Genomic DNA, 19,655 nt, shown 5'->3' with positions numbered 1-19,655 from the left:
GCACTATTGCTGCGACCGCAGCGACAGTGCAACACTCGGCGTCATGACGACACTCGCGCAGGGCCCGTACGGGGAGTCGGCGGGCCGCCCTCAGGGGTACGCCACGCACGACGTCACCAACCAGCCCCCTCCCCTGGCTCCCTACGACGCCTGCGAGGACGCGGCCCTGCTGGAGGGGCTGCGCCGGGAGGGCGCCGGGTGGGCCGAGGCGGAGCTGCGGCGGCTCGGCCTGCGGGCCGGGAGCGCCCAGGCGCAGGAGTGGGGCGACCTGGCCAACCGTCACGAACCGGTGCTGCGCACCCACGACCGGTACGGCAACCGGATCGACGAGGTCGAGTACCACCCGAGCTGGCACCATCTGATGCGGGTGGCCGTCGGCGAGGGTCTGGCCGGCTCCGCCTGGGCGGACGACCGGCCGGGCGCGCACGTCGCCCGGACCGCCGGCGGGCTGGTCTGGGGGCACACCGAGGCGGGTCACGGGTGTCCCACGTCGATGACCTACGCCGCCGTTCCCGCGCTGCGCGCCGAGCCGGAGCTGGCGAAGGTCTACGAGCCGCTGCTGACCAGCCGGGAGTACGAGCCGGGACTGCGCACCCCGACCGGGAAGCGGGGCCTGCTGGCCGGCATGGGGATGACGGAGAAGCAGGGCGGATCCGACGTCCGCACCAACACCACGGCGGCCACCCCGACCGCCGAGTCGGGGGTGTACACGCTGCGCGGGCACAAGTGGTTCACGTCGGCGCCCATGAGCGACGTGTTCCTGGTGCTGGCCCAGGCCCCCGGGGGCCTGTCGTGCTTCCTGGTGCCGCGCGTGCTGCCCGACGGCATCCGCAACACCTTCCGCGTCCAGCGGCTGAAGGACAAGCTCGGCAACCGGTCCAACGCCTCCTCCGAGCCCGAGTTCGACGGGACGGTGGCCTGGCTGGTCGGGCCGGAGGGACAGGGCGTCAGGACGATCATCGAGATGGTCAACTGCACCCGGCTGGACTGCGTCATGGCGTCGGCGACGCTGATGCGCAAGACGCTGGTCGAGGCCGGACATCACGTACGGCACCGCAGCGCGTTCGGTGCCCGGCTGCTCGACCAGCCGCTGATGCGCAACGTCCTGGCCGACCTTGCGCTGGAGTCGGAGGCCGCGACGACGCTCACACTGCGGCTGGCGGGCGCCGCGGACCGGGCCGTGCGCGGGGACGCGGGTGAGGCGGCTTTCCGGCGGATCGCCACCGCCGTCGGCAAGTACTGGGTGACCAAGCGGGGACCGGCGTTCACCGCGGAGGCCCTGGAGTGCCTGGGCGGCAACGGCTACGTGGAGGAGTCGGGCATGCCCCGCCACTACCGCGAGGCTCCGCTGCTGTCGATCTGGGAGGGCTCGGGGAACGTCAACGCCCTCGACGTGCTGCGGGCGCTCGGCCGCTCCCCCGCCGCCGCGCACGCCCTCTTCGACGAACTCGCCCTCGCCCGCGGGGCCGACGCCCGGCTGGACGCGGCCGTGGCCCGACTGGAGGCGGAGCTGGCCGAGGCGTCCGAGACGGGTGCCCGCCGCCTGGTGGAGCTGATGGCCCTCACCCTCCAGGCTTCCCTCCTGGTCCGGCACGCCCCGCCCGCCGTCGCCGACGCGTTCTGCGCGAGCCGGCTCGGCGGCGACTGGGGGCACGCCTTCGGCACGCTGCCGTCCGGGGCCGACCTCGGCGGCATCCTGGCGCGGGCGCTGCCGCAGCAGGACTGACGGTCGCGCCGAGAACCTCCGCGGACTGCGACATCACCGCGCTGACCTGCGCCGGAAGGCTTTCCGGGGGTGACTGTCAGTGCCGGGGTGCAGACTGGCCCGTGTCCGAGACGAAGGCGTCGACGAGGACGCCGCGGAGGTGATCGGCATGACCGAGGTACTGCTCGCCGTGGGCACCCGCAAGGGCCTGTTCATCGGGCGCCGGCGGGGTGGCACCTGGGAGTTCGACGAGAGTCCCTACTTCAACGCGCAGGCCGTCTACTCGGTCGCCCTCGACACCCGCGGCGGCACCCCGCGCCTGCTGGCCGGCGGCGACAGCGCGCACTGGGGTCCGTCGGTGTTCCACTCCGACGACCTGGGACGGACCTGGACGGAGCCGGCGCAGCCGGCGGTCAAGTTCCCCAAGGAGACCGGCGCGTCACTGGAGCGGGTGTGGCAGCTGCACCCCGCCGCCGCCGAACCGGACGTGGTCTACGCGGGCACGGAACCGGCCGCGCTGTACCGCTCGGAGGACCGGGGGGAGAGCTTCGAGCTGGTCCGGCCCCTGTGGGAGCACCCCACACGGTCGCAGTGGGTGCCGGGCGGCGGTGGCGAGGGGCTGCACACCGTCCTCACCGACGCCCGGGACCCCGAGTCCGTCACGGTCGCCGTCTCGACCGCCGGCGTGTTCCGCACGACGGACGGCGGCGCGAGCTGGGCGCCGTCCAACTCCGGTGTCTCCGCGGTCTTCCTGCCGGACCCGAACCCGGAGTTCGGCCAGTGTGTGCACAAGGTGGCGCGGGACGCGGCGGCCCCGGACCGGCTGTACCTGCAGAACCACTGGGGTGTGTACCGCAGCGACGACGCCGGGGGGCACTGGACGGACATCGGGGAGGGGCTGCCGTCCACATTCGGTTTCGCGGTGGCCGCCCATCCGCACCGCGGGGACACCGCCTACGTCTTCCCGATCAACGCCGACGCGGACCGGGTCCCGGCGGACCGCCGCTGCCGGGTCTTCCGCACGGACGACGCGGGCAGGAGCTGGGAGCCGCTCTCGTCGGGACTGCCGCAGGAGGACCACTACGGCACGGTGCTGCGGGACGCGCTGTGCACCGACGACGCGGAACGGGCCGGCGTCTACTTCGGCAACCGCAACGGCGAGGTGTTCGCGTCGGACGACGACGGCGACAGCTGGCGGCAGCTGGCCTCCCACCTGCCGGACGTGCTGTGCGTGCGGGCCGCGGTCGTCGGTTGAACCGGACCGGGGGACCGGCCTCGGCCACCGGTTGATCGGCGTCACCCGTACGGCAGTAGGGTGACGCCCGTGGCACCACGACCCTTGCATGAGATCGTCGAAGCCGGCTGGGCGAAGGCCCTGGAACCCGTCGCCGGGCGGATCACCTCGATGGGTGAGTTCCTGCGCGCGGAGATAGCCGCCGGACGCACCTATCTCCCCGCCGGCGCGAACGTACTGCGGGCCTTCCAGCAGCCCTTCGACGACGTCCGGGTCCTGATCGTCGGTCAGGACCCCTACCCGACCCCCGGACACGCGGTGGGGCTGTCGTTCTCGGTCGCGCCCGAGGTGCGCCCGCTGCCCGGCAGCCTCGTCAACATCTTCCGGGAGCTGAACACCGACCTCGGCCTCCCGCAGCCCTCCAGCGGCGACCTGACCCCGTGGACCCGGCAGGGTGTGCTGCTGCTCAACAGGGCGCTCACCACGGCCCCGCGCAAGCCCGCCGCCCACCGCGGCAAGGGCTGGGAGGAGGTCACCGAGCAGGCGATACGGGCGCTGGCGGCGCGCGGCAAGCCGATGGTGTCCATCCTGTGGGGCCGCGACGCCCGCAATCTGCGCCCGCTGCTCGGCGACCTGCCCTCGGTGGAGTCCGCGCACCCGTCCCCGATGTCGGCCGACCGGGGTTTCTTCGGCTCCCGTCCGTTCAGCCGGGCCAACGACCTGCTGGTCCGCCTGGGAGGTCAGCCGGTCGACTGGCGCCTGCCGTGAGCGCCGGCTTCCTCGCCGTCGACTCCGGCGGCTCGGGTCTGCGGATCGTCCTCGGCACGGCAGGTGCCGACGTGGACGGTCCGCGGGTGTCCGGGCGGCGCGCGTCGCGGGAGCCGGTCCGCACCGGTGCCCGGGGCATCGATCCCGGTCACCTGCTGGCGCAGTTGCTGCCCATGGCGAGGGAGTTGAGCGAGGAGGCCGGGGTGGACCGGCTCGGCACCGTCGTCGTCGGGGCCGCCGGACTGGCCACCCTCGGCGACGCGCTGCGCGCCGAGCTGCCGGGTGCGCTGGCCCGTGAGCTGGGGGTGCGGACGGTCGCGCTGGTCGCGGACGCCGTCACCGCCTACGTCGGTGCCCTCGGGCCGCGGGCCGGCGCCGTGGTGGCCGCCGGTACCGGCCTGATCGCGACCGGCACCGACCTGACCCGCTGGCGCCGGGCGGACGGCTGGGGGCACCTGCTGGGCGACTGCGGCGGCGGCGCCTGGATCGGCCGGGCCGGCCTGGAGGCGGCACTGCGCGCCCACGACGGGCGCGAGGGCGGCTCCGCGCCGCTGCTGGCCCGGGCCGAGGAGCGGTTCGGGCCGGTGACGGGGCTGCCCGGCCGGGTGTATCCGCGCACCGACCGTCCCGCCGTCCTCGCCTCCTTCGCGCCGGAGGTGGCCGCGTGCGCGGTCGGCGACCCCGTCGCCGCGGGCGTCCTGCGGGCCGCCGCCCGGCACATGGCCGACTCGGCCGCCGCCGTGTGCCCGCCCGGGGGCGAGCCCCGGGTCGCCGTCACCGGCGGTCTGCTGAAGCTGGGCGACCCCCTTGTCGTACCGCTGGAGGAAGAGCTGGCGAAGCGGCTGCCGCACGCGCGGCGGACGGCGGCCGAAGGTGATCCGCTGCACGGCTCGGTGCGGATCGCCAACGACCTCGCGACCGGCTCGTTCACCCTTCCGGGTGACGACAGAATGCTGTGGGTGACGACTGGCCCGGACGGCTGAGAATCGCTGCTCCGGCGAGGTGAATCGTGCCGATGTCGGCCGATCCGTACATCACTCTTCAGACAAAACCGGACGGATACCGCTCACCTGCACCCTCCCCGAACAGGGAAACCCGGGAAACCAGTAACATGCGGCGCCATGAGCTCCCCCACTGGGCCCGCGTCCGGCCTGCCAGTACGAATGCCGCGCCCCCGCCAGCCCGGACGGCACCGCCGTCCCGAACCCCTGGTGGCTCCCGAGGGCGCGCCGGCGCTCGTCCTCGCGGTTCCGGGGACGCCCAGCAGCGCCACCCGGGGCCTCGCGGACGAGGTCACCAGCATCGCCCGTTCCGAACTTCCCGGCCTCGACGCCCGGATCGGCTGGCTCGACGGGGACGACGAGGAGTTCCTCACCCTGACGACCGTCCTCGCGCGGGCCGCCGAGGAGCGCACCGCCCGCTACGAGCAGGCGGTCGCCGCCGGCCTGGAGGTGAAGGAGCCCGAGGGCCCCGTCGCCGTCGTCGTGCCGCTGCTCGCCGGCCCGGACGGCGCGCTGCTGCGCCGCATCCGCCAGGCCGTGATGGACAGCAAGGTCGCGGCCGAGCTGACCGATGTGCTCGGCCCGCACCCGCTGCTGGCCGAAGCGCTGCACGTGCGGCTCTCCGAGGCGGGTCTGGCCCGTGCCGACCGCGCCCGTCTGTTCACGGTGGCGACGGCCGCGGACGGCATCATCCTGGCCTCCGTGGGCGGTGACGAGGCCGTACAGGCGGCCGGGATCACCGGCATGCTGCTCGCCGCGCGCCTCGCCGTGCCGGTGATGGCGGCGGCCCTGGACGAGGAGGGCTCGATCGCGTCCGTGGCCGAGCAGCTGCGCTCCTCGGGCTCCCAGCAGCTGGCGCTCGCGCCGTACCTGATCGGCCCGGAGATCGAGGCGTCGCTGCTGGAGGAGGCGGCCAAGGAGGCGGGCTGCTCCACCGCCGAGCCCCTCGGCCCCTACCCGGCGATCGGCAAGCTGACGCTGGCCAAGTACACGACGGCGCTCGGCATCTCGCCGCAGCAGCCGCAGGGCGCGCCGGTGCGCTGACGCGCACGGCGCGCGAGACACGCGAGACACGCGGGACGCACTGGACACGAAGGACGAAGGGCCCGCTCCGGCGACGGAGCGGGCCCTTTCGCCGTCCGGCCGGCGCCTGCCTCCGTGCGGGACTCGCGGGACCGTCCGCAGGCAGCTCTCCGGGCCGGGGGCGAGGTGCGCACGGCCCGGCCCCGAACACCCGGAACGACGAGCCGTCGCAGGCCGGCCATGACGGCACACGACGGCCGGTCGCGTCACCGGCACCCGTCCCGGCCTCGCAAAGGACGAGACGGGACCGGGCCCAGGCGTCCCGGCCGGAACCCGCGGAACGGCTGACCACCGCCGACCGACTCCGACGCCCGCGCGACAAGCCGCACCACCGACAGAGCCGACGGGCCCCGAGAGCCGCAAGCCCCGGCAGAAGGCGTCCCCGGCCCGGCCGGCGGCACAGGACCTCCGCACTGTCGACCGCCGGTCCCGGCCACTCAGCCCGTGCCGCGTCGGCGCGCGTCAGCCGAAGACGACGCAGGACGCCGCCGGCAGCGCGAGGGAGCCGGCGCGGCGGGGCACCCCGGTCTCGGGGGCCAGGGCGAACCAGGTCACGTCGCCCGAGCGTTCATTGGCCGCGTACAGGAAGCCGCCCGACTCGGCGATCTCCCGCGGCCAGTGCCCGCCGCAGGGCACGGTCGCGGTCAGCCGCAGTCCGTCCGGCTCCACCGCGAAGACGGACAGGACGTCCTCGCCCCGGGTCGCGGTCCACACGAAGCGGCCGTCGGGCGAGACCGCGATTCCCGACGGGTAGGCGTCACCGGCCGGGGCCCCGGGCAGCACCGGCACCTCGGTGAGCGGCCGCAGTGCGCCGTCGGCGGCGTCCCAGCGGCAGACGGTTACGGTGGGCGCCAGTTCGTTGACCACGTAGGCGCGGGTCCCGTCGGGGTGGAAGGCCAGGTGGCGCGGGCCGGAACCGGGGCGCAGGGCGACCTCCCGGTGCACGGCGGGCGCGCCGTCCGTCAGGGTGCACACCCGCACCGAGTCGGTGCCGAGGTCCACGCTGACGGCCCACCGCCCGCTCGGGTCGGGCCGCACCTGGTGGGCGTGGGGTCCCTGCTGGCGCTGGGCGTGCGGGCCCGAGCCGGTGTGCTTCAGGACGCCGGACGCGGCCCGGGCAAGGGTGCCGTCGGAGCGCACCGGAACGGCGGTGACGCTGCCGGAGCCGTAGTTCGCGGTCAGCACGTGCCCGGCGTGGAGGCTGAGGTGGGTGGGGCCGTCGCCGCCGACGGGCACCGGGCGGCCGGCGGGCTCGGGCTTGTCCCCGGTCACGTGGAAGGCGGCCACCGAGCCCTCGGCCGTCTCGCTGACCGCGTAGAGCGTGGCGCCGTCGGGGGCCAGGGCGAGGTAGGAGGGGTCGGCCAGGCGGTCCGTACCGCTCAGGACCGTCAGCGCACCGGTGTCGGGCGCGACGACCGCCGTGACGATGCCGGGCCCGCCGGCCGCCGTGAACGATCCGATGAATGCCCGCCGTCGCATCTCGCCGTCTGTCACCAGTGGCCCCTCTCGCCTCGCCTCGTGCCGCCGTCCCGCCCCGCGCCGTCCGTCCGGCGTCTCACCGGGTGCCGGACGATCGTGCCGACTGATCGTCTGCCCCGGGGCGACGGTAGCAGTCGATCAGTCGAGGTCTAGACCAAACGGGTGGTGCGGGCCGGCCGGCTCAGGTCCCGGCGAGCGGCGATCCCGAGGGGGCGCGCAGGGGCGCGGCGAGTTCGGCCAGGGCGCGTTCCAGGCCGTGGAGGTGGGCGAGCGCGGGTTCGGCGGCCCGCGGTCCGTTCTCGTGGGCGGGGACGGAGCCACCCCCGGTGAGCGCCTCGACCGCGCTCTCGACACGCCAGCAGGCGGCGGCGAGCCGGGCGTCGTGCGAGGCCTCCGGGTCGGCGGCGACGGCGACCAGGCCGCGGATCTCCCGGGCGCAGTCGTCGAGCAGGGCGAGCACGCGGCGGGCGCGGCGCTTGCGGCCGCGCATCGGGTTCAGCGGGTGCACGAGGGGGGCGAGGGACAGCCGTACCCGGCCGAGCAGCTGCTCCAGTTCGGCCACCCGCGGCGCGGGGTCGGCGCCCTCGGTCCCGGCGAGCCGGGCGGCGGCCTCGGCGGTGCAGGCGTGGACGCACCGCAGGGCGCGCTGGATCCACGCGTCCGTCACGGCGTGCGTGGTGACGGGGAGGACGAAGAGCACGGCCAGCGCGGCACCGAGCGCCCCGACGCCGGTCTCGACGAGCCGCAGGGCGAGCAGCCCGGGGCTGAGGAAGCCCAGCAGGCCGTAGAGCAGCTCGGCGAGCAGGGTGACGCAGAGCATCATCCAGGTGTAGGAGACCGCGGCCGTGTAGAAGATGCCGAAGACGCAGGCGGCGGCGAGCACGGCCGTGGGCACCGCGGCCCCGGCCAGCGGGAAGGCGACCAGCAAGCCGAGGCCGATGCCGACGACCGTGCCGAGGACCCGGCGGAAGCCGCGGACCAGGGTCTCGCCGCGCGAGGTGGTGTTGACGAAGACCCACCAGGTGGCGCCGACCGCCCAGTACCAGCGCTGGTCGGACACCAGCTGGCCGACGACCAGGGCGAAGCCGGCGCCCGTGGTGGCCTGGACGGCCTGGCGGGTGGTGATGCGGGCGAGTCCGGTGCCCGCGGGAGGTGCGGGGGCGGCGGGCGGGGGCAGCCGGCGCTCGTAGCACCACAGGCCGAAGCGCACCGCCGCGGCGGTGGCCACGGAGAGCAGGACGGCGGCGTACATCTCGGGCAGCCGGTCCGTGGTCGCGTGCAGGAACTGCGCGATGAAGAAGGTCATGAAGGCGAACACGCCGAGGCTGTGTCCGCGCGGGCCCCAGCGCCGGGCGTACACCCCCACGCCGACGACGGCGAGGAAGGTGACGTCCCGTGCCACGGGGTGGTCGTGCAGCGCGGCCGCGGCGGTGAGCACGGGCAGTCCCGCCACCGGCAGGAGCGCGGTGGTGACCGCCTGCCCGCGCACGGTGGCGTCGGTGACGGTGAACAGCGCGAGCAGCGCGGCGAGCCCGCCGATGACCGCACCGATCAGGGAGGTGCCGGCCAGGCCGCAGACGACGACGGCCAGTCCGATGCCGAGGACGGCCCGCGCGGCGAACCGCAGCCGGAACCGTCCCGGGTCCGGGCTCACGAACACCCTCTTCAGCACTGCCTACCGCCCCCTCGCACACTGGCCCCGAGTCACTGGCATGAAAAAGGCGCCGCGGAGTCCGCAGCGCCATCGACTCTCCTATAGGAGCATCCCTCCCACCAGTGGCTCAACAGGCACTCCCGGAAGTGGGCCATTGGTACAGTGATCACAGCACCCCTACGGCCATGAACGAGCCAATGGCCGATGAAGGAGACCGCGTACGCCGTGGCCGTGGACGAGCTGGACACCCGCATCCTGCGACTGCTGCTGGAGCAGCCGCGCACCAGTGTGCGCGAGTACGCCCGCGTCCTCGGGATCGCCCGCGGAACCCTCCAGGCCCGTCTGGACCGTCTGGAGCGCGACGGAGTGATCACCGGCACCGCACCGTCCCTCTCCCCCGCCGCCCTGGGCCACCCGGTGCTCGCCTTCGTGCACATCGAGGTCACCCAGGGACACCTGGACGATGTGGGCGAGGCGCTGGCGGGCGTGCCGGAGATCGTCGAGGCCTTCTCCACCACCGGCGGCGGAGACCTGCTGACACGGGTCGTGGCCCGCGACAACGCGCACCTGGAGGACGTGGTCCAGAAGCTGATCAGCCTGCCCGGGGTGGTGCGCACCCGCACCGAGGTGGCCCTGCGCGAGCGCGTCCCGCACCGGCTGCTGCCCCTGGTGGAGTCGATCGGGCGTTCGGCGCGGAAGTGATCCTTGGCATCATGGACCCCATGCGCACTCTCGCCGGCATCTCGGTCGTCTTCGATCTCGACGGAACCCTCGTGGACAGCGAGCCGAACTACTACGAGGCGGGCCGGCGGACCCTCGCCGAGTACGGCGTCGCCGGCTTCACCTGGGCGGACCACGAGGAGTACGTGGGCATCAGCACCCAGGAGACGGTCGCCGACTGGAAGCGGCGCTACGGCCTGCGGGCCCCGGTGGAGGAACTGCTCGCCGTCAAGAACCGCCACTATCTGGAGCTGGCCCGCACGTCCGCCCGCGCGTACCCCGAGATGCGGAAGTTCGTCGAGCTGCTGGCCGGCGAGGGGGTGCCACTGGCGGTGGCGTCGGGGTCGTCACCCGAGGCCATCGAGGCGATCCTGTTCCGCACCGGGCTCGACGCGCAGCTGCGCACGGTCGTCTCGGCCGACGAGGTCGCGCGGGGCAAGCCGGCCCCGGACGTCTTCCTCGAGGCCGCCCGCAGGCTCGGCGCGGACCCGGCCGACTGCGTGGTCCTCGAGGACGCCGCGCCCGGTGCCGCCGCCGCGCACGCGGCCGGGATGCGCTGCATCGCGATCCCGTACGTCGCCGCGCAGGCCGACGCCCCCGAGTTCGCCACCGCCGGACTGCTGGTGCGCGGCGGCCAGTCGGAGTTCTCCGCGCGCACGGCGTACGAGTGGCTCGTGCGGGCGGTGCGGGCCGCCTGACCGCGTCCGCCGCCCGGTACTCGCCGGTAGCGTTGACGCCCCTCGGCCTCCTGTCTATCTTCTGGGCGACCTTTCGAACGCCGTTCGACATACCGAACAATGTCGAGCGATTCGTCTCGCAAGAATCGAGGAGCACATTGGCAGCGCCCCTCTCCCGGCGGACCCTCCTGCTCGCCACGGCGATCGCCGCCGGGTCCCCCGCGCTCTCGCACGCGGCGACCGGCCGCCCCGGTGCCGGCTCCCGGGCACCGGCCCCGCCCGCGCCCCTCGCGCGCCCCGCGGCACCGGCGGCCTGGTCCGTGCGGCCGTTCGGACTCGAGGACGTGACGCTCGGCCGGGGCGTCTTCAGCGACAAGCGGCGGCTGATGCTGGACCACGCCCGCGGTTACGACGTGAACCGGCTGCTCCAGGTCTTCCGGGCCAACGCCGGCCTGTCCACCCTCGGCGCCGTCGCCCCGGGCGGCTGGGAGGGGCTGGACGGCGAGGCCAACGGGAACCTGCGCGGTCACTACACGGGCCACTTCCTGACCATGCTGTCCCAGGCGTACCGCAGCACCGGCGAGCAGGTCTTCGCCGAGCGGATCGCCACCATGGTCGGCGCCCTCGCCGAGGTCCGCGAGGCGCTGCGCGGCGACCCCGCGGTGCTGAGCACGCGGGGCCGCTTCGGCGCCGCCGCCGAGAACGTCCGGGGCTCCCACCAGTACGTCGACCTCCCCGCGGGCGTCCTCGGCGACACCCCCGCGATCACCCTGTCGGCCTGGGTGAAGCCCACCCACGACGGCGACTGGGCCCGAGTCCTCGATTTCGGCGACGACACCCACCGCTACCTCTACCTCGCCGCCCGCAACGCGGACGGCGTGCCGCGTTTCGCCATCACGGACGGCGGCGCCGGCGGCGAGCAGGGCCTCGACGGCACGGCCGCGCTGCCCCTCGACGAGTGGAGCCACCTCGCCGTGACCCTCGCGAACGGCACCGGCACCCTTTACGTCAACGGCACCGCGGTGGCGCGCAACACCGCCATGACACTGACCCCGGCGACCCTCGGCCCCCTCGCCCACCACTGGCTGGGCCGCTCGCACTACCCCGCCGACCCCGTCTTCGCGGGCGCCTTCGAGGAGTTCAATGTCTGGTCGCGCGCCCTGAGTGCCGAGGAGATCGCCGCGCTGCGTGACGTCCGCGCCGCCGACTCCCCGGCGGGCCGGGGCGACCTGGCGTCGTACGCCTTCGACGAGACCGGCGGCGGCACGTTCGCGGACGGCTCCGGCCGAGATCTGACGGCCGCCTTGCGCCGCACGTGGGGCGGACCCAGCCACCCGGGGTTCCTCGCGGCGTACCCGGAGACGCAGTTCATCGAGCTGGAGTCGATGACCGGCAGCGACTACACGAGGGTCTGGGCGCCCTACTACACGGCGCACAAGATCCTCCGGGGTCTGCTGGACGCCCACCTCGCCACCGGTGACGACCGGGCACTGGACCTCGCGTCCGGGATGTGCGGCTGGATGCACTCCCGGCTGTCGGTGCTGCCGGCGGCCACGCTGCAGCGGATGTGGGGGATCTTCTCCAGCGGTGAGTTCGGCGGCATCGTCGAGGCGGTCTGCGACCTGCACGCCGTCACCGAAGACCCGCGGCACCTCGCGCTGGCCCGGCTCTTCGACCTCGACCGGCTGATCGACGCCTGCGCCGCGAACACCGACGTCCTCGACGGTCTCCACGCCAACCAGCACATACCGATCTTCACCGGCCTGGTGCGGCTGTACGACGAGACGGGCGAGGAGCGCTACCTCACCGCGGCGAGGAACTTCTGGAGGATGGTCGTACCGCACCGCATGTACGCCATCGGCGGCACCAGCGCCGGCGAGTTCTGGAAGGCGCGGGACGTGATCGCGGGGACCATTGGCGCCACGACCGCCGAGAGCTGCTGCGCCTACAACATGCTCAAGCTGAGCCGGACGCTGTTCTTCCACGACCAGGACCCGGCGTACATGGACTACTACGAGCGGGCGCTGTACAACCAGGTGCTCGGTTCCAAGCAGGACCGGCCCGACGCGGAGAAGCCGCTCGTCACCTACTTCGTCGGGCTGACGCCCGGCCACGTGCGCGACTACACGCCCAAGCAGGGCACCACCTGCTGCGAGGGCACCGGGATGGAGAGCGCCACCAAGTACCAGGACTCGGTCTACTTCGCGGCGGCCGACGGCAGCGCCCTGTACGTCAATCTCTACAGCAGCTCCACGCTGGCCTGGGCCGAGCGGGGCGTGACCATCACCCAGACCACGGAGTATCCCCGGGAGCAGGGCAGCACCCTCACCGTCGGCGGCGGCAGCGCCGCGTTCGCGCTGCGCCTGCGGGTGCCTTCGTGGGCCGCGGCCGGTTTCCGGGTCACCGTGAACGGGCGTACCGTGCCGGGGACCCCGGTTCCGGGCAGCTACTTCACCGTGTCCCGGACCTGGCGGCGGGGCGACACCATGCGGGTGCGGGTGCCCTTCCGGCTGCGGGTGGAGAAGGCGGTGGACGACCCGTCGTTGCAGGCACTGTTCCTCGGCCCCGTCAACCTGGTCGCCCGCGACCCGTCCACCGCTCTCCTGGAGTGCGGGCTGTACCGCGGCGCCGGTCTCTCCGGCGACCTGTTGCCCACGTTCACGCCCGTGCCGGGCAGGCCGCTCCACTACACGCTGGACGGCACCGAGTGGGCGCCCTTCGCCGAGGGCACCGAGGATCCGACGCACGCGTACTTCCGGCGCTCGGAACCCCGGGTGGTGTTCGGTGGCACCGACTCGGGCGTCGCCAACCCCGCGAAGTCGGACGGCACCACACTGCTCGACGAGATCTGGGCCGGGGCGCCGTTCCGCGCCAAGGGTGAGCTGGTTGCCCGCGTGCGGTCGACGGTGGACGCGTGGGTGGACGGCGGGCTGCTGGGGCGGGCGGAGGGAGAGCAGGTGGTGCGTACGGCGCGGAAGGCGTCGTACGCGGACTGAACCGGGCGGGACATTCCCCAAGGTCCTCGAGTTCCCCCGTCTTTTTGCCCGGGGAAGTGATCGGTTCGCCGCCCGCGTCCGTATCTCCTGGTGTCCGAGCCTGTCCTCGCTCCAGGAGGCACGATGCGCATCACGCGCACCACGGCAGGGACCGCCTTCACGGCCGGTGCCCTGGTCCTCACCCTCACCGCGCTCGCCTACCCGACCATGCTGGGGGTGCGGAACACGGGCAGCGACCAGGCCCGGATCATCACCAACACCGTGTACGGGCCGCTCACCGAGGCCGACCGGGACTTCGTGGTGAAGGTGCGGGCAGCCGGGCTGTGGGAGCACCCCCTGGGCCTGATGGCCATGGAGCGGGGGACGACACCGGAGATGAAGGAGGCCGGCGAGCACCTGGTCGTGGGGCACGCACGGCTCGACGCGGCCTGCCGCCGGATCGCGCCGGAGCTGGGGATCACGCTGCCCAACCTGGCCTCCCCGCAACAGCAGCAGTTCGTGTCGACCGTGGACGGGACCACGGGCAGGCAGTTCGACACCACCGCGGTGAACATCATGCGCGTCACGCACGGGCAGATCTTCCCGGTGATCGCCAACATCCGCGCCAACACCAAGAACTCCCTGGTGCGGCAACTGGCCGACCAGGCCAACGACACCGTGCTGGACCACATCACGGTGCTGGAGAAGACCGGCCTGGTCAACTTCGACCAGGTCAACTTCCAGCAGTCCGCCCCGCCGAACCTCCCCAAGGCGCAGCTCACCCCGCCGGCGCCGCAGCCGGGTGAGCCGGTGCTCTCCCTCACCGCGCCGCCCGGTCTCGAGGTCAACACCTCGGCGCCCAGTCCGAGTCCGACGGTCCGGTGAGCCGGGGCGAGTCTTCGGGCGCGTCAGCCGCGGCGAGGTCTGCCGCGCCTGGTGCCCTTGCCGCTGCCACTCTTCCCGCCGCCCTTGCCGCCGCTTCCCGGCTTGCCGCCCGCGCCGCGCCGGGCACCACCGGTCTGCTTCCCGGCGGCCGGTTGGCGCCGCGCGGGGGCGGCTTCCGCCCGTTCGCCCTTCCGCGGCGCCTGTGCGGGCTGCCGGCCCCGGGTGCTGTTGAGGGTCCGGCCCCGGACGATGCCGATGAAGTCCTCCACCCGGTCCGTGTGCGCGTCCTCGGGCCAGGACAGCGCCACGCTCGACTCGGGGGCGTCGGTGACCGTCCGGTACGTGAGGTCCTTGCGGTGGTGCAGCCGGGCCAGTGACAGGGGGACGAGCAGTACGCCGATGCCGGCGGCCACCAGCTCGACGGCGTCCGCGGTGGTGGCCGGGCGCTCGAACGCGGGCCGGCCCGGTGGCCGCTCCCAGCCGAGGACGTCGTCCAGGGGGTGCAGCACGATCTCGTCGGCCAGGTCCTCGACGGTCACCTCGTCGGCCGCGGTGACGAGGTGGTCCTTCGGGACCACCACGACCGTGGTCTCGGTGTAGAGCGGGATCGCGCTGAGGACGGTCCGGTCGACGGGCAGCCGCACCAGCCCGGCGTCGGCGTCGCCGCCCAGCAGCACGCCGCCCGCTTCGACGGCGGGGACCTGGGTCAGGGCCAGCGGGACGCCGGGCAGCCGCTCGTTCCAGATGCGCACCCATTTGTCGGGCGTCACCCCCGGGACGTACGCGAGCCGGAACGAGGGGGTTTCTTCCGAGCCTGTCACCGGGCCAGGTTACCGGGCGTGGTCCAAGGCCGCTCACACGCTCGATACCCTTGACACCATGACGTCGCACCAGAACACCCAGACCATGAAGCCCGCGACCGCGGCGAAGAAGCTGGGTGTGTACCTCGAGGCCACACCCGCCGAGTTCCGGGAGGGCGTCGTCACGCGCGCCGAGCTGAACGCGCTCCAGACCGACCCGCCCGCGTGGCTGCGGGACCTGCGGCGCGACGGCCCGCACCCGCGACCGGTGGTGGCGGCCAAGCTGGGCGTCTCCATCGCCGGGCTGCACCGGGGCGGGGTGACGGAGCCGCTCACCACCGAGCAGATCGAGGCGCTCAAGGAGGAGCGCCCCGAGTGGCTGGAGCGGGAGCGCGCCGTCCAGGCCGACGTGCGCAAGGAGGCGGCCCGGGTGAAGAAGCTGCACGCCGAGCGTGCGGAGCGGGCCGCGCGGGACTGACCGGCCGCCGCCCCGGTTCAGCGTGGCTCGCTGCCGCTCATCCCTGGGTCTCCGCCGCTCATCCCTCGGCCTTCTGCTCGGTCACGCTCCACGCGTACTGCAGCCAGTCCGACACCACGACGGCGCTCAGGCCGGCGGCCACCAGCCGGGCGGCCCTGGGCGCGACGGCGTACGTGCCGACCAGCCCGCCGGCCACCCAGGTGGACGTGCAGAACGGGCAGGAGACCAGGTCGCCGACGGCACGCCGCAGACCGTTGCCGCGCGGGGCGTCCATCACCTCGCTGCCCTCGCCCTCGCCCTCGCGCCGGGTGAACGGCGCCCGCAGGAAGCTGGTGACCTTGTCCTTGGTCAGCAGCCGGGACGCCTTGAACGTCGCGGCCCCCAGCATGGCCACGTCCCAGGCGGGGACGGTGTCGGGCAGACGCAGCCCGCGGCGCCACGCGGTCACGGCGAACACCCCGGCCCCCGCCGCGAACGTCGTGGCGAGGGCCGCGTATCCCCCGAGCGGGGTGTTCTCCCCGCCGTCGTAGCGCTGTTCACCGTCCGTCATGGGTACCTCCTTCGGGACCGCCCCTTCGGCCGAAGAGGTCGGCACAGTCCTCGGGCAGCTGGGCGAGGAGGTGCTCGACGCGATCGCCGGGCACCGCCTCGCCGAGGGTGGAGAGCACGGCGCCCGCGTCCCATTCCGCGGTGCGGGGCCGGGCGCCGGTCTGCTGGGCCACGCGCCGCAGGAACTCCTCGCGGCCGAACGTCTCCGGACGCCCGCGTTCGAGGCGCAGTGCGTCGTCCAGGGGTGCGGGCAGGTCGGAGGCCAGGCTCGCCGTACTGACCTGCTCGGCCTCGTCCGCGCTGTGGTATTCACCACGGTCGCGGACCAGGGTAAGGAATTCGTCGAGCCGCACGGCGTCGCCTCCTCGGCCGGTTCTCGCCGTCGGCCGGGTGCCCCGCGGCCGGACGGGGAAACGGGTGCGCTCACGCGGCTGGGCCCTCTCCACCCCGAGCGCGGCCCCTCACGGCCGGGGGCGTTCGGCGTCGGCCTCGGCTTCGGCCTCGGCGAGTATCCGGGTCAGGGCGTCGTTCGTGAACAGCGCGTGTCCGGCGGCGATCCGCTGACGCCGGGCCGGGCCGGGGGCGGTGAGCCGGCGCAGTGCGCCGAGCAGCGCGGTGTCGTCCTCGGCGACCTCCGACACCCCCAGCGCGGCCATCCGCCGGACCCCGTCCGCGCCGTGCCCGGGGATCGGACGGTGCCCGACGACCGGCAGCCCGGCGGCGAGCGCCTGTACGGCGGTCTGGCCGGCGGCGTTGTCCACCAGGGCGCGCGCCGCGCGCAGCAGGCCGGCCATGTCCGTCACCCAGCCGAGCGCGAGCACGCCGGGCGTGCCGGACAGGTCGCGGCGCAGCCGCTCGTTGTCCCCGCAGAGCACGACCGGCAGGAACCCGTTCCCCGCCAGGAGCCGGACGGTGGTGTCCAGGCGCGAGCCCACTCCCCAGGCGCCCGCGGAGAGCACCACGGCGGGCCGCCCCGGTGCGAGCCGGCCGAAGCGCTCACGCCATCCGTCCGCGCCCGGAGCGTCGGCGAAGAACTCCGGCGCGACGACGGGACCGCACGTCTCCGCGAGGGTCCCGGTGCTCGCCCGCACCTCGCGCGCCGCGTCCTCGGTCAGGCACAGGCAGCGGTCGTTGCCGGGGTGGAGCCACTGCCGGTGGACCGCGAAGTCGATGACGAGGACGACGCTGGGCACGGACAGCAGCCCTCGGGCACGCAGGTGACCGGTGAGCTGGGCGCCGAGGTGGAAGACGGGGACGACCACCTCGGCGCCCGAGCGTTCCGCCAGCTCGCGCAGCCGGCCGGCGGCGAGCCGGGCCAGGGGGGTCCCGCCGGGGCGGCGTCCGCTGCCGGGGCGCAGGAAGTACCGGTAGAGGGCGGCGTACGCCCAGGGGAAGTGGCGCACCGATCCCCGGTAGAAGTGCCGCAGCGCGGTGCCCAGACCGTACGGCAGCAACGCGAGGACGTCGACGACCCAGGCGTCGCCGCCGCGCTCCCGGGCCCGGCGGACCAGCTCCGCGGCGACCGTGTCGTGTCCGGCGCCCATGCTCGCGCTGACCACCAGCACCCGTCTGCCGTCCCGTGGCGGGCGGGGGGAGGCGGACCGGCGGGGGTCTGACGAGCGGTGGGCAGGCACGGCCCTCCAGTTGCCCACCCGGAATGTTCCAAACCACCACAGACACGGGTGTTTCGGGCGCACGGCAAGGGATACTCCGTGACCGCCCGGCCAGCCGGACAGCCGAGCCCGACAGCTCGGCCGGCCGGGCTCAGGCGTCCGCCCCGAGCCAAGGTGGTCCTCATGGCCCATGCGTTCTCCCGCTCCCGGCCGGTTGCCGGAGAGCAGGTCGTCGCGCCCGACGCGGACCGCGCCAGGCCCCGGCGGGAGCCCGTCGGCGGGCGGAGGCCGCGGACGCGGACGGCGCTCGTGACGGGTGCGTCCTCCGGCATCGGCGCGGCCGTCGCACGCCGGCTGAGCGACGAGGGCGGCTGGCGGCTGGTGCTCAGCGGGCGCGACCCGTCGCGGCTGCGCGAGGTCGCCGAGGACGCCTCGGCGACCGCCTTCGCCGCGGATCTCACCCTGCCCGGCGCGGACCGGCAGCTCGCCGACTTCACGCTGGCCACGGTGGGGCCGGTGGACCTGCTGGTGGCCGGTGCCGGGGTCGGCTGGGCCGGGGAGTTCCTGGACATGCCCGTGCACGCCATCGACGAGGTGCTCGCCATCAATGTGCCCGCCACGCTGCGGCTGGTGCGGCTGGTGCTGCCGGGCATGGTGGCGGCGGGGTCGGGGCGCGTGGTGCTCATCGGGTCGCTGGCGGGCAGCGTGGCGGTGCGCGACGAGGCCGTGTACTCGGCCGCCAAGGCCGCGATCGGCGGCTTCGCTGACGCCCTGCGGTACGAGCTCCGGGGCACCGGTGTCGGGGTGACGCACGTGGTGCCCGGTGTGGTCGACACTCCGTTCTTCGAGCGCCGGGGCACGCCCTACCGGCGCTCCCGGCCGCGTCCGGTGCCGCCCGAACGGGTGGCCGAGGCGGTGCGCGCCGCGGTGGTGCGGGGCCGGGACGAGGTGTACGTGCCCGGTTGGCTGCGGCTGCCGTGCCGGGTGCGGGGCGCGGCACCGGGGGTGTACCGGCGGCTGGCCGCGCGGTTCGGATGACGTGCGGTGAGGACCGGGCCCGGATGAGCGGGAGTGCACGGCGGTGAGTGCCCTCACCGTCGTCCTGGCCCTGTTCGCGGCGTTGTCCAACGCGGCGGCGTCGGTGCTGCAGCGCCGGGCGGCGGCACAGGACGAGGACCGGGCGGGCGCCCGGCACACAGTGGTGCGCTCGCTGCTGCGGCTGGTGCGTGACCGGTACTGGGTGGGCGGCGCGCTGCTGCTGGCGGTGACGACGGTGCTGCAGGGGGCCGCGCTGGCGGTGGGCAGTCTGGCGGTCGTACAGCCGCTGATGGCGAGTGAGCTGCTGTTCACCCTGATGGTCGGCAGCCTGGTTTTCCACCGGCGTCCCGACCCGCGGACCTGGCTGGCGTTCGTGGCGCTGGCCGTGGGCCTCGCCCTGTTCCTGGGCGCCGCCGCGCCTTCGGCCGGCCACGACACCGCAGACTCCGGCCGGTGGGGCTGGGCGGGCCTGGCGCTGTTCGTCGTGGTGACGGCCCTCGCCTCGATCGGCAGCCTGGTGCGGGGCGCGCCCCGGGCCGCGCTGTTCGGGTCGGCGTCGGCCGTGGCGTTCGGCGGTACGGCGGCGCTGCTGAAGGAGGTCACCGGGCGGCTTCCGCAAGGGGTGGGCGCGGTGCTCACCCAGTGGCCGGTGTACGCCACGGGCGTGGTCGGCGTGATCAGCTTCCTGCTGCTGCAGAGCGCCCTGCGGGCGGGGACCCTCGCGGCGTCCCAGCCGGCGCTGACCCTGGGCGACGCGCTGACCAGCGTCGCCCTGGGCTGGGCGCTGTTCGGCGAGGAGATCGCGCTCGGGGTGCGGGTGCTGCCCGAGCTGGTCGGCGTGGCACTGATCGGCCTCGGCAGCGTGGGGCTGGCGCGGGCTCCGTCGGTGCACGGCGCCTGGGACACGGCTCCGGCGGCGCGGGACGGGCCCGGGGCCGGGCGGCGGGGCGGAGCGGCATGACGCGTGACGCGTGACGCGTGACCGGAAGCGTACCG

18 protein-coding genes are annotated in these 19,655 nt (G+C 74.5%); 12 read left to right on the top strand and 6 right to left on the bottom strand.

Features of this window, described 5'->3' with window-relative positions:
- Nucleotides 1-43: 43 nt before the first annotated feature.
- The 5 genes from ACFW47_RS27345 (at nt 44) to ACFW47_RS27325 (ending at nt 5,752) form a co-directional block, all read left to right on the top strand.
- Complete coding sequence (locus tag ACFW47_RS27345; RefSeq protein ID WP_386285216.1) at nt 44-1,726, top strand: acyl-CoA dehydrogenase family protein; 1,683 nt, start codon at nt 44-46, stop codon at nt 1,724-1,726.
- A gap of 79 nt (nt 1,727-1,805) precedes the next feature.
- The gene (locus tag ACFW47_RS27340; RefSeq protein WP_386285218.1) at nt 1,806-2,960 is read left to right on the top strand and encodes a WD40/YVTN/BNR-like repeat-containing protein; all 1,155 of its coding nucleotides are present in this window, start codon (nt 1,806-1,808) and stop codon (nt 2,958-2,960) included.
- A 69-nt stretch (nt 2,961-3,029) separates the two neighbouring features.
- Nucleotides 3,030-3,707, top strand: a complete 678-nt coding sequence (locus ACFW47_RS27335) for a uracil-DNA glycosylase (protein WP_386285220.1) — start codon at nt 3,030-3,032, stop codon at nt 3,705-3,707.
- The gene (locus ACFW47_RS27330; protein ID WP_386285222.1) at nt 3,704-4,690 is read left to right on the top strand and encodes an N-acetylglucosamine kinase; all 987 of its coding nucleotides are present in this window, start codon (nt 3,704-3,706) and stop codon (nt 4,688-4,690) included. The genes ACFW47_RS27335 and ACFW47_RS27330 overlap by 4 nt, the downstream gene beginning before the upstream one ends.
- 138 nt (nt 4,691-4,828) lie before the next feature.
- A complete protein-coding gene (locus ACFW47_RS27325) occupies nt 4,829-5,752 on the top strand; it encodes a sirohydrochlorin chelatase (protein ID WP_386285225.1) in 924 nt (307 codons plus the stop codon).
- A 501-nt stretch (nt 5,753-6,253) separates the two neighbouring features.
- Here the strand turns inward: ACFW47_RS27325 and ACFW47_RS27320 are convergent.
- Nucleotides 6,254-7,285 carry a lactonase family protein gene (locus ACFW47_RS27320; RefSeq protein ID WP_386285227.1) on the bottom strand — a complete coding sequence of 344 codons (1,032 nt, stop codon included), beginning with the start codon at nt 7,283-7,285 and terminating at the stop codon, nt 6,254-6,256.
- Between the two features lie 166 nt (nt 7,286-7,451).
- Nucleotides 7,452-8,942, bottom strand: coding sequence for an FUSC family protein (locus ACFW47_RS27315; protein ID WP_386285230.1), 1,491 nt, complete (start codon nt 8,940-8,942; stop codon nt 7,452-7,454).
- Nucleotides 8,943-9,149: 207 nt separating this feature from the next.
- Here ACFW47_RS27315 and ACFW47_RS27310 point away from each other — a divergent pair, with 207 nt between their 5' ends.
- The 4 genes from ACFW47_RS27310 to ACFW47_RS27295 all read left to right on the top strand — a co-directional run bounded on the left by ACFW47_RS27310 (nt 9,150) and on the right by ACFW47_RS27295 (nt 14,181).
- Nucleotides 9,150-9,626, top strand: coding sequence for an Lrp/AsnC family transcriptional regulator (locus ACFW47_RS27310; RefSeq protein WP_386285715.1), 477 nt, complete (start codon nt 9,150-9,152; stop codon nt 9,624-9,626).
- 20 nt (nt 9,627-9,646) lie between these two features.
- Complete coding sequence (locus ACFW47_RS27305; RefSeq protein WP_386285232.1) at nt 9,647-10,342, top strand: HAD family hydrolase; 696 nt, start codon at nt 9,647-9,649, stop codon at nt 10,340-10,342.
- A 137-nt stretch (nt 10,343-10,479) separates the two neighbouring features.
- Entirely contained in the window at nt 10,480-13,317 is a 2,838-nt protein-coding gene (locus tag ACFW47_RS27300; RefSeq protein WP_386285235.1) for a beta-L-arabinofuranosidase domain-containing protein, read from the top strand.
- Between the two features lie 123 nt (nt 13,318-13,440).
- A complete protein-coding gene (locus ACFW47_RS27295; protein ID WP_386285238.1) occupies nt 13,441-14,181 on the top strand; it encodes a DUF4142 domain-containing protein in 741 nt (246 codons plus the stop codon).
- A gap of 23 nt (nt 14,182-14,204) precedes the next feature.
- Here the strand turns inward: ACFW47_RS27295 and ACFW47_RS27290 are convergent, their stop codons facing one another.
- Entirely contained in the window at nt 14,205-15,002 is a 798-nt protein-coding gene (locus tag ACFW47_RS27290) for a LysR substrate-binding domain-containing protein (protein ID WP_386285240.1), read from the bottom strand.
- Between the two features lie 58 nt (nt 15,003-15,060).
- Here ACFW47_RS27290 and ACFW47_RS27285 point away from each other — a divergent pair, with 58 nt between their 5' ends.
- Nucleotides 15,061-15,459, top strand: coding sequence for a DUF5997 family protein (locus tag ACFW47_RS27285; RefSeq protein WP_217250224.1), 399 nt, complete (start codon nt 15,061-15,063; stop codon nt 15,457-15,459).
- A gap of 58 nt (nt 15,460-15,517) precedes the next feature.
- Here ACFW47_RS27285 and ACFW47_RS27280 read toward each other — a convergent pair whose 3' ends face one another.
- From ACFW47_RS27280 to ACFW47_RS27270, 3 genes are all read right to left on the bottom strand, one after another.
- The gene (locus ACFW47_RS27280) at nt 15,518-16,009 is read right to left on the bottom strand and encodes a DUF1360 domain-containing protein (protein WP_386285244.1); all 492 of its coding nucleotides are present in this window, start codon (nt 16,007-16,009) and stop codon (nt 15,518-15,520) included.
- Nucleotides 15,996-16,361 carry a DUF2267 domain-containing protein gene (locus ACFW47_RS27275; protein ID WP_386307429.1) on the bottom strand — a complete coding sequence of 122 codons (366 nt, stop codon included), beginning with the start codon at nt 16,359-16,361 and terminating at the stop codon, nt 15,996-15,998. The genes ACFW47_RS27280 and ACFW47_RS27275 overlap by 14 nt, the downstream gene beginning before the upstream one ends.
- A 108-nt stretch (nt 16,362-16,469) precedes the next feature.
- Complete coding sequence (locus ACFW47_RS27270; protein ID WP_386285717.1) at nt 16,470-17,552, bottom strand: galactosyldiacylglycerol synthase; 1,083 nt, start codon at nt 17,550-17,552, stop codon at nt 16,470-16,472.
- A gap of 252 nt (nt 17,553-17,804) precedes the next feature.
- On the opposite strand from ACFW47_RS27270, the gene ACFW47_RS27265 reads away from it, so the two are divergent.
- Together ACFW47_RS27265 and ACFW47_RS27260 are read left to right on the top strand one after the other, a co-directional pair.
- Nucleotides 17,805-18,659 carry an SDR family NAD(P)-dependent oxidoreductase gene (locus tag ACFW47_RS27265; RefSeq protein ID WP_386285248.1) on the top strand — a complete coding sequence of 285 codons (855 nt, stop codon included), beginning with the start codon at nt 17,805-17,807 and terminating at the stop codon, nt 18,657-18,659.
- 43 nt (nt 18,660-18,702) lie between these two features.
- Nucleotides 18,703-19,620: a DMT family transporter gene (locus tag ACFW47_RS27260; RefSeq protein ID WP_386285251.1), complete on the top strand. Its 918-nt coding sequence runs from the start codon at nt 18,703-18,705 to the stop codon at nt 19,618-19,620.
- The last annotated feature ends 35 nt before the right edge of the window (nt 19,621-19,655 follow it).

The organism is Streptomyces sp. NPDC058796, from assembly GCF_042745235.1.
Lineage (GTDB): Bacteria > Actinomycetota > Actinomycetes > Streptomycetales > Streptomycetaceae > Streptomyces.
Note: the sequence above shows the minus strand (reverse complement) of the source record. Positions and strands in the feature narration are given on the sequence as shown.

Excerpts from the sequence above, each read along its gene's own strand:
- ACFW47_RS27345 (WP_386285216.1), top strand. The coding sequence starts at position 44 with ATGACGACACTCGCGCAGGGCCCGTACGGGGAGTCGGCGGGCCGCCCT.
- ACFW47_RS27265 (WP_386285248.1), top strand. The coding sequence starts at position 17,805 with ATGGCCCATGCGTTCTCCCGCTCCCGGCCGGTTGCCGGAGAGCAGGTC.
- ACFW47_RS27305 (WP_386285232.1), top strand. The coding sequence starts at position 9,647 with ATGCGCACTCTCGCCGGCATCTCGGTCGTCTTCGATCTCGACGGAACC.
- ACFW47_RS27280 (WP_386285244.1), bottom strand. The coding sequence starts at position 16,009 with ATGACGGACGGTGAACAGCGCTACGACGGCGGGGAGAACACCCCGCTC.
- ACFW47_RS27295 (WP_386285238.1), top strand. The coding sequence starts at position 13,441 with ATGCGCATCACGCGCACCACGGCAGGGACCGCCTTCACGGCCGGTGCC.
- ACFW47_RS27270 (WP_386285717.1), bottom strand. The coding sequence starts at position 17,552 with ATGGGCGCCGGACACGACACGGTCGCCGCGGAGCTGGTCCGCCGGGCC.
- ACFW47_RS27325 (WP_386285225.1), top strand. The coding sequence starts at position 4,829 with ATGAGCTCCCCCACTGGGCCCGCGTCCGGCCTGCCAGTACGAATGCCG.
- ACFW47_RS27285 (WP_217250224.1), top strand. The coding sequence starts at position 15,061 with ATGACGTCGCACCAGAACACCCAGACCATGAAGCCCGCGACCGCGGCG.